Annotated in this window: 11 protein-coding genes; 1 reads left to right on the top strand and 10 read right to left on the bottom strand. The window is 50.5% G+C overall.

Going from position 1 to position 15,593, the window contains the following annotated elements; genetic code table 11:
• Nucleotides 1-12: 12 nt before the first annotated feature.
• The 4 genes from IPP75_00520 to IPP75_00505 all read right to left on the bottom strand — a co-directional run bounded on the left by IPP75_00520 (nt 13) and on the right by IPP75_00505 (nt 4,464).
• Nucleotides 13-786 carry a glutamine amidotransferase gene (locus tag IPP75_00520; GenBank protein ID QQS70132.1) on the bottom strand — a complete coding sequence of 258 codons (774 nt, stop codon included), beginning with the start codon at nt 784-786 and terminating at the stop codon, nt 13-15.
• Nucleotides 787-788: 2 nt separating this feature from the next.
• The gene (locus tag IPP75_00515; GenBank protein QQS69620.1) at nt 789-2,069 is read right to left on the bottom strand and encodes a DUF1727 domain-containing protein; all 1,281 of its coding nucleotides are present in this window, start codon (nt 2,067-2,069) and stop codon (nt 789-791) included.
• A 37-nt stretch (nt 2,070-2,106) separates the two neighbouring features.
• Nucleotides 2,107-3,153 (bottom strand): hypothetical protein, encoded by a 1,047-nt coding sequence (locus IPP75_00510; protein QQS69619.1) that lies wholly within the window; start codon nt 3,151-3,153, stop codon nt 2,107-2,109.
• A gap of 63 nt (nt 3,154-3,216) precedes the next feature.
• Nucleotides 3,217-4,464 (bottom strand): tyrosine--tRNA ligase, encoded by a 1,248-nt coding sequence (locus tag IPP75_00505; GenBank protein QQS69618.1) that lies wholly within the window; start codon nt 4,462-4,464, stop codon nt 3,217-3,219.
• Between the two features lie 290 nt (nt 4,465-4,754).
• On the opposite strand from IPP75_00505, the gene IPP75_00500 reads away from it, so the two are divergent.
• Nucleotides 4,755-7,682 carry a penicillin-binding protein gene (locus IPP75_00500; protein QQS69617.1) on the top strand — a complete coding sequence of 976 codons (2,928 nt, stop codon included), beginning with the start codon at nt 4,755-4,757 and terminating at the stop codon, nt 7,680-7,682.
• 151 nt (nt 7,683-7,833) lie between these two features.
• On the opposite strand, the gene radA is transcribed toward IPP75_00500, so the two are convergent.
• The 6 genes from radA to IPP75_00470 all read right to left on the bottom strand — a co-directional run bounded on the left by radA (nt 7,834) and on the right by IPP75_00470 (nt 15,588).
• Nucleotides 7,834-9,186, bottom strand: coding sequence for a DNA repair protein RadA (gene radA / locus IPP75_00495; protein QQS69616.1), 1,353 nt, complete (start codon nt 9,184-9,186; stop codon nt 7,834-7,836).
• A 95-nt stretch (nt 9,187-9,281) separates the two neighbouring features.
• Nucleotides 9,282-10,262, bottom strand: coding sequence for a hypothetical protein (locus IPP75_00490; GenBank protein ID QQS69615.1), 981 nt, complete (start codon nt 10,260-10,262; stop codon nt 9,282-9,284).
• Nucleotides 10,263-10,326: 64 nt separating this feature from the next.
• Nucleotides 10,327-12,810, bottom strand: coding sequence for an ATP-dependent Clp protease ATP-binding subunit (locus IPP75_00485; protein ID QQS69614.1), 2,484 nt, complete (start codon nt 12,808-12,810; stop codon nt 10,327-10,329).
• Between the two features lie 171 nt (nt 12,811-12,981).
• Nucleotides 12,982-13,386 (bottom strand): hypothetical protein, encoded by a 405-nt coding sequence (locus tag IPP75_00480; protein QQS69613.1) that lies wholly within the window; start codon nt 13,384-13,386, stop codon nt 12,982-12,984.
• Nucleotides 13,387-13,532: 146 nt separating this feature from the next.
• Nucleotides 13,533-14,687 (bottom strand): transcription termination/antitermination protein NusA, encoded by a 1,155-nt coding sequence (gene nusA, locus IPP75_00475; GenBank protein QQS69612.1) that lies wholly within the window; start codon nt 14,685-14,687, stop codon nt 13,533-13,535.
• A gap of 142 nt (nt 14,688-14,829) precedes the next feature.
• Nucleotides 14,830-15,588: a hypothetical protein gene (locus IPP75_00470; protein QQS69611.1), complete on the bottom strand. Its 759-nt coding sequence runs from the start codon at nt 15,586-15,588 to the stop codon at nt 14,830-14,832.
• Between the last annotated feature and the right edge of the window lie 5 nt (nt 15,589-15,593).

Below are 15,593 nucleotides of genomic sequence, written 5' to 3'. Positions count from 1 at the left end.
AGCGTGTTCTGTCTATCTGGGGCGGGACTTGGCGATGTGTTGTGCGGCCAGTTCGGTCTGGGCATCAAGTGGGGGTAATTCAACTTCGTCGTAGCGACGAGAGAGGGCCAGGCGGAGGAGTTCGTCGGCAAACGCAGGGTTTTTGACAAGCACGGGGCCGTGGCTGTAGGTGCCAAAGATATTTTCTACGCGGCAGCCTTCGGTTTTGTCTTGGCCGTTGTTGCCGTCTCCTTGCGTGACGGTGCCGAACGCAAGTGTCGAGTCATCGAGCGTCGTGACGCCGCTGTGGTTTTCGTAGCCCACCACTTCGCCGTATGGTGTTTCGTAGACGGTGTTGCCTATCATGCGTTGGTCACCGCCAATTGTTTCAAGCGGCAATATACCGATACCTTTTATTTCTTCACCCTCATGGGTGACGAACCGGCGGCCAAATAGCTGGTACATCCCGCATATCATGAGCATAACCACGCCGTCTTCGGCCATTTTGGTCAGCTGCTCGGCTTTGGCCTGCAGGTCATCCTGGATTTTGCCCTGCCCTGCGTCTTGGCCACCACCACCAATGATGATATCGGCTTCACTTGGGATGGGGTCGCCAACACCGACCAGCTTCACCTGGACATCAATTCCGCGCCACTCTGCCCGTTTTTGCAGCACCAAGCGATTGCCGGTGTCGCCGTATATGTTCATTTCGCGCGGGTAGAGATGCACAATAGTCAGATGATACGCATTCGAATCTTGAATTTTGAATCTTGAATTTTGAATTGGTGAAGCACTTTTGTGTTCCATGTTCATGAGTCCCCCTCATCAAGACCGGATACGACTCCCAAATACATGCTTCGAACCTTCAGCATCGCAGTATACGTGCAAAATAGTATGGCTTCTCCGCCAGCAGCTGCTGTGCGGTTATTTAACGCGCTAATATATTCGGCAAGGTCTTCATGGCTTGCGACTGTTTTTACTTCGTCGTATTTTAGCCGGTTAGCCATGTCTGCCGCCCGGACGCCGCCGCACAGCACCGGAGAAGTAATAGCGGAAAAATCAACATCCCATAGCCAAGAGACGTCACGTCCGTCTGGGTAATCATCATTAATGGCGATGCCGACGGTTTTGTAGTCTTTCAGCTCGAGCATGCGTAGTGCTTGCATAAACCCGCCGGGGTTTTTCACAAGCTGGAGCGTCAGCTTGCCGCCGCCTGGCAGGGATATGACTTCACCTCGGCCAAAAGCCGGCTCTACCGTTAGGATTGCCTCTGCAAGCTTTGCAGTATCCGGTTCGGGTAGCACCTGATACAACACGCACAGTGCAGCCGCTAAGTTCAGCGCATTGTGACCGCCCTGGAGCTGATACTGGTAACGGTGTGGCGTACCGTGCACCGTAAGCGAAACCGATTCTTCGTCGTAGCCGGTGAGTTCTATGAGTGGCGTACCGCCGAGCGCGAATGTCGCCGTCTCGCCATGATACAGTTGGTCGTCGGTCAGAAATTCCGGCTGCAAGTCTTTGCTATGCGCATACCAAACTGTTTTTACTTTGTCCTTGACTGCTATAGTACTGACGCGTTCGTCATTGGCATTGAGCACCGCAAATTCGGTAGCCGATTGTGCCAACGTTTCTAGTAGCCTCAGTGTGGTATCGATCTCGCCAAACCGGTCCATTTGGTCGCGCATGACATTGAGCACCAGTACGCCTCGTGGTTTAACAACTTTCGCAAAATGAACGGCGTGCGCTTCATCTTGCTCGAAGACAGCAATATCGTAGGGCAATTTTCCACCCCAACTTGCTTTATCTACCACGGCGCTTATAATGCCGCGCACAAAATTACTCCCTGTGGGGTTCGTAAGCACCCTATGGCCTTGCGACTCCAGTAGTTTCGCGATTATCTTCGTCGTCGTCGTTTTCCCATTGGTGCCCGACACCACAATCACGCCGCCGGGCAGCTGCGCCAGCATAACCGCCAAAAAGTTTGGACTAAGCTTCTCAACCACCCGCCCGGGCAGTGCCGAACCCGTCCGACCCATGAGCCGCAAGCCCTTAAGTGTCAATTTTCCAACCGAGAGACCAAGAAATCGCATATACACGATTATAGATTATCAGCCGGGTATCGCCGAATCATGGCGCATCAACAGGTGAGAAAGCCCTAACTAACGCAATCATTTTTTCTGCATCTATACATTGCTGCATTCTCGCTGCTGCAATCGGTTCAGTCATGTGCTGCCTTGCTATCCCCAAGACTATTCGACCCGCTTTACTTTCAAAATCCACCATTTGACGTTCTTTCGGCAATAGCCATGGCAAACCCCCAGAGCGAGCAAGCTCTCTGCTAAGTATGTGACTAGGATCTCTTCGCAGAACTCGAGTACGGGTATCTGGAGCCACATCAAGCACATCGCGAACTTGATCCTCGCCGGTTGGCATTTCACGACCCCAGGCGCCGTAGCGAGGGTTTGACACTGTTGACATATAATTCCTACTGCCATCTTGAGGTCTTCCTCCGAGATAGACCACCTCAGCACACACTGCGTGTCGAGCTATTCGTTGTATTGTGATATCGTCTAGGAGTATAGGCTCATGCCCCTTAGGTAAATGCTTCGGCTGCACCGCGTCAAAACTCTGCGAAAGTAAATAACCTGTTAACCATTTTGGTCCAAAAAGTTTTCCAGGCCCTGGTAGAGTATAGTTCTGATTCGAGGCCCTTATGCCGCCTATCGCTTGTAGCCAGGGGAAAGCTCTAGTGTGAATCTCCCTGGCTGTCTTTGGCGGTCGGACCGACGAACCATCTTGTGGTGTCGGATTCTTAATTCCCTCCAAAGCATACCGTGGCAAGATAGAGCGTACAGATGGGGGTACGTCAAAATGATATACAATCATAGGCACTTCAGGACGTTTCAGTGCCATATCTAGGAGTAGCAGCTGCTTCGAAGTGTTTGGATTGGGCTTAACAGCACTCAATACTACCGATTGTTCAATCAAATATGCCCCAACCCCACTGCTTTTAGCGTTAATCGCCAGTGTTTCTATATCTGTCCAAGCATCTGATAATACACCAGGCGCTGCAGGCTCGCGTGCCAAAATGCTATACGCTTCCCGGGCTGCTAAATCCTGCCAACGACTGGCCTCACTCGCTCCATCAGCAGGCTGCCTACCAAAATAATTCACGCTGGCTCCTATTCCTATATGAGCAATATTATATACTACTATTGCGCCATAATGGAATACTATCTATTGTAGTTCTACAAGTGCAGAGTCTTTGTGGGCTTTGCCGCGGCGTAGGATGAGGCGGCCAGCGGTAAACAACGCAGGATTGAAGTTTTCATCTGAGACTTTCACCCCATTTATAGAAATGGCGTTTCCTTGGAGTAAACGGCGGGCTTCGCCGTTGCTGCTGGCCAGGCCAGCGTCAACCATTGCCATCAATACCGAGCCATCCTCAGCAACTTGCACGCTCGGAATTTCTGCTCGCAATGCCTGAATAGTCGAGCCATCGGCCTCACCCACAGGTGCCTCGCCCACCAAGCAGGCAGTTACCTTCTGGGCAGTTGCAAGGGATTCTTCGCCGTGCACAAGCCGCGTAACTTCCTCGGCCAGACGCGTTTGTGCATAGCGCGCGCTAGGGTTCTCCTGCTGTTTTGCCATAATGCTTTCAACTTCTTCTTTCGGCAGCAGGGTGTAGATTTTCAGGTAGTCTTCTACCCCTAAATCGTCGCAGTTTATCCAAAACTGGTAAAAGCCCGTCGGCGTTGTTTTGGCAGGGTCAAGCCACACGGCACCGCCCTCGCTTTTGCCAAATTTCACCCCAGTCGTTTTATTCACAATAAGCGGTGCTGTCCATATGTGCGCCTCACCCCCGGCCATACGACGTATGAGCTCCACGCCAGCAATACAGTTTCCCCACTGGTCGGAACCGGCCACCTGCAGCGTTGCACCCTTTTCACGGTACAGGTGGAGGAAATCAAATCCCTGTATGAGAGCATAGCTAAACTCGGCGTACGAAATGCCGTCGCCGTCTTCGGTCAAACGGTCTTGGACAAACTGGCGGCCGAGCATTTGGCGCATTGGCACGTGCTTGCCGACTTCACGCAAAAACTGGAGGTAGCCAAACTCTTTAAACCAGTCATAGTTATCGACAATTTCAAAGTCGTGTCCGGCAAAAATTTTGCGGTACTGTTCCGATATACCCTGCTTATTGCGCTCTATATCCTCGAGCGACAGCAGGTCACGTTCCTGTTTTTTGCCGTCTGGGTCACCAATCATGCCGGTGGCACCACCTACCAGCAAGATGGCCTTGTGGCCGTGATCTATAAAATGGCGAATCATCATAGCAACAGCGAAGTTACCTACCGTCATGCTATCGGCACTTGGGTCAACACCCCAGTAAAACGTTATCGGCTTGCCATTAAGGGCGCCGGTATCTTTGTACGTTGTTTGATTGGTAAATCCTCGCCAGGCGAGTTCCTCTGATAATGTCATGGTTTTAGTATACATAGTTAAGAGATAAGAGTTAAGAGATAAGAGTTAAACCTCAGCTCGAAGCGGGACCATTGCTGGAGCCAAAGACGATCGTCAAGCGTAAGCGAAGCATTTAGGGACGGGGCTGATTATGTCTAATTATTTCACCATAATCAACAGGGAGGACAGGCCCTCCCCCTGTGAACCCGCCGGTTAAAACGGGTTCGAGTTAGTTAGATTTTGCTTGTGCTTCGTAGGCCATATTTTGCTATACTGAATTGCAGTATATAAGTGGAGTAAAGCGTAGCTACATGAAACAGCTTGAATCGAACCGTCCCCGACGCTCTAAAGCAAAATCGAACACCTTCGTGACGCGCAGTGGCAAGACCATTAAAGTAAACCGGTCACTGAATGAGCGTTTGCGAGCGAGTCGCGAAGCCAAAGCCCGCCGCAAGGCTGCATATCTTAGTAGTCTCCCTGCCCAGCCCTGGAAACGGCTTCTTTACCGTATGAGTCCAAAACGAATTGCAAAGTACTGGTTTAGCCGCGAGGGTGCGCTCATGGCGCTCAAAATCACCGGTGTTAGTTTTGTGGTGGGCTTCTTACTTTTAGTAGGCGTGTTTGCCTACTTCCGAAAAGATTTACCGAAAATAAATGACGTAAACGGCAGTAACTTTGGCGGCAGCATTACCTACTATGACCGAACTGGTACTGTCCTGCTCTATCAAGATTACGAAGCGAAAAAACGAGTTCCCGTGGCAGAAGACCAAATAGCCGAAGTAATGAAACAAGCCACGCTGGCTATAGAAGACCGAAACTTCTTTGAGCACGGCGCGTTCGATACAAAAGGTATTGTTCGAGCGGCAGTCAATGAAGTAAAAGGTGGCAGCGGTGGTCGGCAAGGCGGCTCGACCATTACGCAGCAGCTGGTGAAGCTTAGCGAAGGCTGGGAAAATGAACGAACCGTTAGCCGAAAGGTCAAAGAACTCATTCTTGCCGTTGAGCTCGAGCGCGAATACAGTAAGAAAGAGATTTTAACTGGGTACCTCAACATGGCCCCATACGGTAATGTCAACTATGGGGTGGAGACAGCAGCCCAAGATTACTTTGGGGTCAGCGCAAAAGACCTCAGCCTTGCTCAGGCCGCTATGCTTGCGGCCATTCCGAAAGCACCCGGCTCGCTCTCCCCCTATAGTAGTCCGGAGTTTAATAAAAGCCTTGGAACAAACTACTTCGACAGGGAATGGCTCATCGGCCGTCAGCACTACATACTCGATGTTATGGTTGATGAAAAATATATCACCAAGCAACAAGCTGCTGACGCCAAAAAAGTTGATATTTTGGCTCAAGTAAAACCACGTCAAGACAAATATAACAACATTAAAGCACCCTACTTTGTGCTTGCAGCCAGGGACGAGCTGTACAAAACCTTTCCTAAAGCAGTCGTCGATAATGGTGGATGGAAGGTTATAACCACAGTAGATATGGACCTGCAAGCGCTCGCTGAAAAATCTATGAACGATGGGCGCGCGCAGTTAACCCGCCAGCGGGCAGATGTGGGGGCCTTTGTTGCCGAAGATAATGAAACTGGGCAAATCGTAGCACTCGTTGGGGGCTGGGGACTAGACACGCCTGGATACGGCGAAAATAACTATGCAAACCAAATGTACATATCACCAGGCTCAAGCATTAAGCCCTACAACTACCTGGCTTTTATAGACAACAACAAGAATGTTGGTGCTGGTAGCGTTCTGTACGACACTCAAGGACCGATTGCACAGTACACGTGTACTAACAGAGCTCGTCCCGAAAGCGGCGGCAACTGTTTGTTTGACTTTGACCGGCGATACCCCGGCCCAATGACGCTGCGCTATGCACTTGGCGGTTCTCGTAACGTGCCTGCCGTGAAGGCCTTTACCTCAGCCGTACCGAACGATACGAGCCCTGGCCGCACAAACTCCATCAATAAAGTTATCTCAACCATAGATGGGCTCATGGACAACCCTGATGGCTACCGCTGTTTCAAGGATGCAACTGATGTTACTACAGCAACCAAGGCAGATGAAACGCAGTGTTATGCCTCAGCAGGTATTGGCGACGGTGCGTACCTGCACCTTGACGACCACGTGAATGGCATCGCCTCTATTTCGCGGCTCGGCAAGTCGCTGCCAAAAACCTACATTTTGAAAGTAACAAATGCTGCCGGCAAGACACTTAAAGAATACAAACAGCCAGCCGGAAAACAAATCGTAAAACCCGATTCAGCGTACATAGTCAACGACATGGCGTCAGACCCAGCAGCATCTTATCTGGGGAACAGTTGTAACGAACAAGGGTGTGGCGGACTAAAGTTCCACCGCTATAAAGGGTGGAAAATTGGCATAAAAACTGGTACCACAAACAACCTGCTCGACGGCATGATGGTCAGCTGGTCGAAGAAATATTCAGCTGGCATATGGGTCGGAAACCACACGCGCACCGTGCCGTACTACGGCCAGCCAGAAAACATGACTGCCCCTATTATGAAACAGTTTATGCAAGGGGCGCATGACCGTGCCGGAGCGGCCGACAACTGGAAAGAGCCTACGGGCATCAAAACAGCCCCAGCCTTCATAAACCGCAGCAAGAACGGCGCAGGACAAATCGTCCCGAGCCGCGCCACCGACCTCTTCCCTTCCTGGTATGTTGGAAAGGCAGCCTCAACAAACGAAGTGCTAGACAAAGTTTCCAACAAGCTAGCCACGAGCTGTACTCCGCCGCTTGCGAAACAAAGCAGCGCAAACAGTAATGCAGCGGGCTGGAACGTCGATGTCTTCTCGGGTGGTAGTACCGGCGGCAACGCTCCTGCTACGGGTAACGACGACATCCATAACTGTAATGATGCCAAACCAACAGCTAGTATTACAGCAGTGAATGGCGCTTCTACCGTCAGCGAAGCTGGGCTAACATGTCCCGAGGCGGGCTGTAGTATTATGGTTCGCGTCGACCAAGGTACTCACGCGCTTAACGACGCGGCACGGGCAAGCTTCCCCGGTACACTTTCACTATCGATAAACGGCCAGCAAGTGCAGTCGCAGGGGGTTAGCGCCAGTGGTGATTACCAGTTTACGTATGTGCCCGCTAGCGATAGTGCCGAATCCCTGCAGGTAACCATACAAGTCACCGACAGCGTTCTCTACCAAGGCAGCGACAGCGCAAGTGTCTCGGTGGTGAAAGCCCCCAGCGTACCGTCAACCTAACACTCCAACCCTCCTAGTACCCCGACCCTCCTATCCTGAGGTATCATAGTCATCAGATATAGTGCTGGCTTGTTAGCATCTGCCTGAGGTGTAGCCATAGCTACGACAAAGGGCAAGCCAGCGTGCCAGCGCCGCGCCTTGTATGTATTGTTTATTTCTGGAGAAATTCGTTTAGCGCTGTGCGTACATCTGGCACCGTCACAAGAAATGATGGCTGCTTTGCGCTGCCCCGTATGCGCGGCCCGATTGCGCAGTCAAACCCGAGCTTTTTGGCTTCTGCGACACGCTTTTCTATAAACGGCACATGGCGAATTTCACCTGAGAGGCCTATTTCACCGAAGACAACTGCATTTCGTTTTAGTTTGAGGCCTTTGGCCGCAGAACCAATTGCCATACACACCGCCAGGTCGGCAGCCGGGTCTTGCAAGCGCAGTCCACCCACAATGTTGACGTAAATGTCCATTTCAGCCAAATTGAGCTTGGTGCGGCGTTCTAACATGGCGACAAGGAGGTTCACTCGATTGAGGTCAATCCCGCTTGCGGCCCGTTTTGGGTACCCGTAATTCGTCTTGTTTACCAAGGCCTGCACCTCGACGAGAAGTGGTCGCGTGCCCTCTAGGGTCGCGAGTACCACCGAGCCGTCAGTGATTTGTCGCTCTTCTAGCAGCGCCTGTGACGGGTTGAGGACAGGTTTCAGCCCCTGTTCGTCCATTTCCATTATTGCCGCCTCGGTGGTTGGCCCAAACCGGTTCTTGGTAGCTCGAAGCACCTTAAAACCGCCGTAGGCATCTCCTTCAAGTGTGAGGACAACGTCTACAATGTGCTCAAGAATTTTTGGCCCAGCTATGGAGCCTTCTTTGGTGACATGCCCAACGATGATGAGTGCCGTATTTGACTGCTTCGCCGCCTGCAGGAGTATATTTGTACTGTTGGTAATCTGACTAACACTACCTGGCGCAGAACTAACACCGACCGCATTCATCGTCTGGATAGAATCGACAACTACCAGTTCGAATTGCTTGCTGGCAATAGTAGCCGCCGCGTCATCTGCTTGGCTGCTATTCGCTATTTCTAGCTGAGTTGCCGATGCACCCAGGCGAGATGCCCGCATAGCAACTTGGTGTTCTGATTCTTCGCCGCTAATGTATAGAACTGGCCTGCTCGCTGCGACGTGGTTTGCTACCTGCATAAGGAGTGTGCTCTTTCCAATCCCTGGCTGCCCGGCAATCAGGACCACCCCGCCATGCACAAGCCCGCCGCCCAGCACAGCGTCGACATCAGCCAGTGTGGTTGGTATACGTTTTTCTTTTTGGCGCGTACTACTCAGTACATCCTGGGATGCCAAAATCTTCCCTGTCGGCTTCGCCCCATTTCCACCAGCGGCAACAAGCTGAACTTCTTCCTGCAGCGTATTCCATTCGCCACATTGGCTACACCGCCCCGCCCACGCGCTGCTTTGGGCGCCGCAAGAACTACACACAAACTTCACACTATTTTTCGCCATAGGTTCTCAGTATAGCAACATTGGTGCTCTATGAGTACAGCAAAAGCAGTCGCCACCTTGCGCCATACCAATTGACTACGGCCATCTGGACCGACTTACTGGGCGGCGGGGAGGCCTTCGGCAGAAAGGGCCTGTGTTAGTTGCCGTTCCTCGAGCGCTATAGTATTACGCGCTTCAACAATGTCGTTATATTTTTTTATGTCTGCACGGGTCTGTTCAAGTAGTGCGTTATAGGAGCGAACAAGGCGATTGTAGTCTGAAACCCGCGAATTGTACGCAACTGCATCTGCCTTTCGAAGAGAGTCGAGCTGGTTTTGCTGCAGGTCTAGCTCGGCTTTTTGCGACGTCAGGGCGTCCTGATTTTGTTCTATTTCTTGCTTTAGCCCGGTTAGCGCTGTGTCATACCCTGCAATACGTTCGCGGCGTGATGTAAACTCTGCTTGATAGCGCACCGCAAGCGTTGCAACGGCTTTCCTGTCGGAGAAATACCGCGCATAGTGCTTCTCGAGCGAGCTGGGGAGTTCGAGAATTTCGGTTGCGAAAATAGAGTGCATTTCGTTTGCGAGTTCAGTTGGCTCCGTTTGGCGGTACGAAGCTATGGTTTGTTTTATGCGGTCGTCTGTTAGGGTTTCGAAAAAGTCCTCTAGCTGTTTATTGAGCTGTTTTTTCTCATTTGCCGAAAGTCGGGCGTAGGCAGCATGCAGCATTTCGTGAGCAGCGGTAACTTCCTCCACGCCCTGCAGTCGTACATCATTCACGCGGTAAAGGTAAATACCCTTGTCGCCACCTTTGTAACAACCAAGAATGATTGTTTTTTCGGCCGCAATGGGACACTCCTTACTAAACGTGGCCGCCTCCATAAGCTGCGGCCGGTTTACATAAAACAAGTGCGTACCGAGCTCATTCATCTTGGTGGCTTGTGCGATTGCGGTGACATCTGCTGACGGCGTGTAGCCACGAAGCTTCCACCAGTCAACGACGCGCTGCTGGTTCGCATATAAAATACCAAGAAAGCCCAGCCATACGAGCAGGCCTATGAGAACTCGGATGCGGTGAGTTTTTGGTTGGTTTTGCATTGGTTTAATTATAGCAAGAGGGGCCAGCCAGGGCAGCAATATGCCAACGAATACGGTTTAAAAGCTACTCGGCGTGCGTGGCGTAGGTGAGCGAATCATCACGCGAACCGACGTGGATAATATCGCCTTTGGTATATTTGTCGTCGAGGATATCGAGAGCCAGCTGGTCTTCTATGGTGTCTTGAATGAGCCGGCGCAAGGGACGAACACCGTTTTTCGCATCGTAGCCATGTTCAAGCAAATATTGTTTTGCGCCGGTGGTGAGTTGGACGCTGACGCCGTGTTTCTGCAGGCGTTTGCGGAGCTCTTCGACTTGCAGGTCTATGATACGGTAGATGTCTTTTTTCGTAAGACCCCGAAAAACGACAACCTTGTCTATTCGGTTGAGCAGTTCGGGTCGCAGCTCTTTTTTCAGCCGAGCCATGACGTCATCTTTGTTTTGTTCATGCATAGCGTCGAGGTCATCAAAGTCTGCCCTGCGTCCAGCCTGAAAGCCTAGGGCTGCCTCTTTCTGGAGCTTGTCAGCACCAATGTTACTGGTCATAATAACTATGGTGTTTGTGAAATCAATTCGGCGACCTTTTGCGTCGGTCAGATAGCCGTCTTCAAGAACCTGCAGCAGCATATTGAATACATCTGGGTGCGCTTTTTCTATTTCGTCAAAAAGCACGAGACTGTATGGCTGCCGACGAATTTTGTCGGTGAGCTGCCCGCCGTCGTCATAACCAACATAGCCGGCTGGGGCACCCACCAGCCTTGAAACATTGTGGTGTTCGCCAAATTCACTCATATCAATTTTTATGAGCGCACTCTCCGAACCAAAGAATTCTCTTGCCAGCACCCTCGCTAGTTCGGTCTTACCGACTCCTGTCGGACCAAGGAATATAAAAGAGCCAATCGGTCGGCTGGCTGCGCTTATACCACTTCGGTTCCGCCGAATTGCTCGGCTCACTACTTCGACTGCCTCTGTTTGACCAATTACATGCCGGGCTATGTTCTTTTCGAGCTGCAGCAAATACTTTGCCTCGCTTTTTATGACCTTTCGAACCGGTACACCCGTAATACGCGAGACAACCTCTGCAACATTGTCGCTAGTCATGACAAGCTGTTTGCCTGTTTTGGTGGTTTTGTACAGCTCATCGAGTTGCTTCTGAATCTGTGAAGCTCTGGTTTTGCTACGGGCAGCACGTTCATAATCTTCTAGGTCGACTGCGTCATCTATGCGTGCATTTACTAGTTTCAGTTCCTTTTGGAGCTTGCGTACCTCTGGACTCGTCTTGCCCTTCTCTACACGCAAGGCAGCTGCAGTCTCGTCCAGCAAATCAATTGCCTTGTCTGGCATAAACCTGTCTTGAATGTAACGCTTGGCAAAGTTTACGGTGTCGTCGATAACCTCGTCACTAATGCTGACTCCGTGGAACTCTTCATAATGTTTTCGCAGCCCCTTCAGTATGGCAATAGTTTCCGGGACGGTTGTTTCTGGCACTTGGATAGGCTGGAAACGCCGCTCAAGTGCTGCGTCTTTCTCGACATGTTTCGTGTACTCCGCCGTTGTTGTTGCCCCAATAACCTGAATTTTTCCGCGAGCCAGCGCAGGCTTCAGAATGTTACCTGCGTCCATAGAGCCCTCGGCCGCACCAGCACCAACAATAAGATGAAGCTCATCTATGAACACAACGGTGCGCTTATCTCCCTCTAGCTCAGCCATGACTTTTTTAAGCCGTTCTTCAAACTCTCCACGGTATTTTGTACCGGCGACCATGGCAGCAAGGTCGAGCATAACAATACGTTTGTCGAGCAAACTGTCCGGAACATCTTCGTTAATAATTCGTTGCGCGAGACCCTCGACTATGGCCGTTTTGCCAACACCTGGCTCACCTATGAGCACCGGATTGTTTTTTGTGCGCCGGTTTAGTATGGTCACCACTCGTTTAATCTGCGGCTCGCGGCCTACCACCGGGTCAAGCTTGCCGCCGCGCGCCTGCGCCGTCAAATCGGTGCCAAACTGGTCAAGCATACTTTTGCTGCTGCGCTGGGTTTTTCGGGATGTTCGCCGCGAACCAGGCTCCACGGTTTCGTGGTCTGCATCGTCAAACTGGCGACTCAGGAAGTTTTCGAGCTCGCGGACAATACTGTCGGTGTTTACGTTCATATCGCGCAGCAAAACACTTGCGCGAGAATTTTTTTGACTAAGCAAACTATACAGAATATGTTCTGTACCACAGAAATCTTGGCCGTAGTCCTGCGCAACATCGTAGGCCATGCGAAGGGTCAGTTTTGCTGTTTCGCTGTAGCCTTTAGCGCCCATATTTATAACAATGTTTTTTGGCGACAGCTTGAGTGCAACCTGCGCCTTGCTAAGGGTAACGCCCGCATCTTCGAGGATTTTTCCGCCCAAACTGCCATCTTGCGCCATAACACCGAGTAACAAGTGCTCGGTACCAATGTAAGCATCACCAAGACCACGAGCAATTGTACCAGCGTGTGCGAGACTACGGCGCGCGTTTTCGGTCAGGTAATTAGAGAATTCTTGATAGTCTGGTTGCATAGTTCGCTCCTTCGTCGCTCATAGAGTCATGAGATATGAGTCATGAGTCAAGAGTGGAGATTGTCTTTGGCGTTGCCAAATTAATGAAACTGGATTTCCGCTTCGCGGGAATGACAATCCTCGAAAGCAGTACAATCAGTGTACAAAATTAGCACTCCCCCGTCAAGAGTGCTAATCTTCTTTCCACATTTCGGGTGGAGCTGCGGCACCAATCATTGGACCAATACGCTTTAGGCTAATAACCGCTATATCTTCCCTGTTGATAATTCTGCCGTTCGGGTCACCATCTTCCGTATCTAATACCAGATAATCTCCGAGCGTTACGGTTGGATCGTCAGGATTATGTTCATCCAGACCCAAAACAATACCCCTTCCAACTGCGCTACTTTCAACCCAGTAACCTCCTACCCAATCACCTACCGGAAAAAATATTTTTGGGACACAGTGTGCTGGCCGTACCCACTCAGGCTTCAGCATGTCTCGTAGCAAAGATACATGCCCCACTATCATCCCGGGCCACTTGTCGTACCATTCTTCGGGTTTCTCGCCGGGGTAATCTTCTGGTCTAAAACTCATTGTCTTATAATTATATACTCCAAAATAATTCAAAGGTATACTTAAATTTACTTTGGGTATACTTTTATAACTTTCAGGAAAGAGAAGTTGAAGCTGCGGCGAAGCGGCCCCACGCAATAAGAGAACCTATCTTGGTTCTCTGATTGTTATTCCCCGTGTTCTTCGATGGCGTCTAGGAGGGAGCTCTCGAGTTGTTCTTTTTTCTTGAGGCGCGGCTGTTTTGGCAGCTCTTTCACCTGTGGTTCGCCTTCAACTACGGGCGCATTCTCTGCCTCTATATCGAGCTCATAGCCAACAAGTTTGCTGGCAAGCCGTACGTTTTGACCACCACGGCCAATGGCAATGCTTAACTGGTCTTCTGGCACAAATACTTTGGCGCGCTTGGCAGCTTCATCTATGACGACGCGGTTTACTTTAGTCGGGCTGAGCGCGTTCATAATGTACTGCGCTGTGTCTTCGGCAAAGACAATTATGTCAATCTTTTCCTGTTCGCCCACTTCACCCACAACCGCATTCACACGCGTCCCATGGCCGCCAACGAATGTTCCCACTGGGTCTACACCTGGCACGGTGCTAGCAACCGCAATTTTGCTGCGAACACCAGCCTCACGGGCAATGTTCTTTATTTCCACCGCACCGGCATCCATTTCTGGTACCTCGGCGCGGAACAGCCACTCCATAAACTGTGTGTTTCCTCGTGAAACGACGAGCTGCGGACCGCGAGGGCCTCGTTCGACATCTTTTAGGAACACCTTGAGCCGCTGGCTTGGGTAGTAGCGCTCACCCTGAATCTGTTCGCTCTTGGGCATAATACCCTGCGCCTTGCCCAGTTCCAGCCGGACAATCATGCCCTCAACACGGCTGACCATAGCGTTGATGACAGTGCCGATTTTGTCTTCATACTCGGCAAGCACAATCTCACGTTCTGCTTCGCGCAAACGCTGCAATATAACCTGCTTGGCGGTCTGCGCTGCCACGCGGCCAAAGGTGGTTACCTTTTCGTGCAGCTCAACAAACTCGCCAATGGCCACATCTTTCTTAAGCTTCTTGGCATCGTCTAGGCTTATTTCAAAATCTTCGTCACCAACTTTCTCTACCACTTCTTTGCTGACGTACGCATCTACTTCACCGCTGTGCAAGTTCATGCTCACGCGCACTTCTTGTTCACGCTCACCATAATCGCGCCGGTAGGCTGCCGCAAGCGCCTGCTCTACCACTTCTTTTACCGTATCTTCCGGCAAATTCTTTTCTTCGGCTATAGCCTGAATAGCTACTGCTAGTTGTTTAAAATCCATATCCATGAGTCGCTATGCTCCCTTTATCATTTATCCTATCACATGTGACAATTTGTGTTACCTTACGAAAAAAGCCGACCTGCCGGCCGACCTAACAAGTTCTATACTATATGCCTTTAGTAAATCTGTCAACGCCTTATTATGCATATTATTCTTCACTAAGTGCATATTTTTTAACTGCTTCAACTATGTTAAACACTGGCGCACTCCCGTCGATTATCCAATAGGCTTCATGCTTTTGCTGAAAATTGTTCGCAAACCGTTCTATCGGACTTTTTGAATATGTATACTTCATAAGACCATCTCCAACTACTGCCGTTAGCGAACCAACGACAGTAGCTCCAGCAACTATAGCAGCAGCCTGTAGGGGCATGCCGAGATAAAATGGGTGAAGTTGCTCGATGAATTTACCTTTACCAAGTTGTACTGATGCTCTTGCTAACTCAAGCCCAAAAATGCCAACCTTATCAGCTGCTCTTTCGCTAATATGCCTACCTTTTTTACCATTTATAACATCGTCGACAAAGTGTCCTGTCTCGTGAAGAAGCGTATTATTCAAACTTCTCGTATCCACGTAGCTCGCCTCGTCATCGTCCCATGCTAGATTATGACCCGCAAATATGCGTATTCGTCTTGAGCCAAATAAATAATCTCCTTTTGTTGAGAAATAATCCGCATCTGACTCATACATCTTGCCACGCTTTTGAACCCTCTGTCGTAATATTTCAGAAAAAGGTTGGTAAACTATTTGGAGGCTTTCTCTATCATCGGCAGAACAGCCGCTTTGCGCCAATAATTCAACATAGACTTCTTGGTTATGCCTAAAACCATCTATTAGCTCACTTACTTGCGGGTGAACTTGTACTGCTGGATACCCTTTTTTCTGAGCTAACGTATACGCCGTCATATTGA

It is taken from the genome of Candidatus Saccharibacteria bacterium (assembly GCA_016700375.1).
Lineage (GTDB): Bacteria > Patescibacteriota > Saccharimonadia > Saccharimonadales > UBA4665 > JAGXIT01.
Note: the sequence above shows the minus strand (reverse complement) of the source record. Positions and strands in the feature narration are given on the sequence as shown.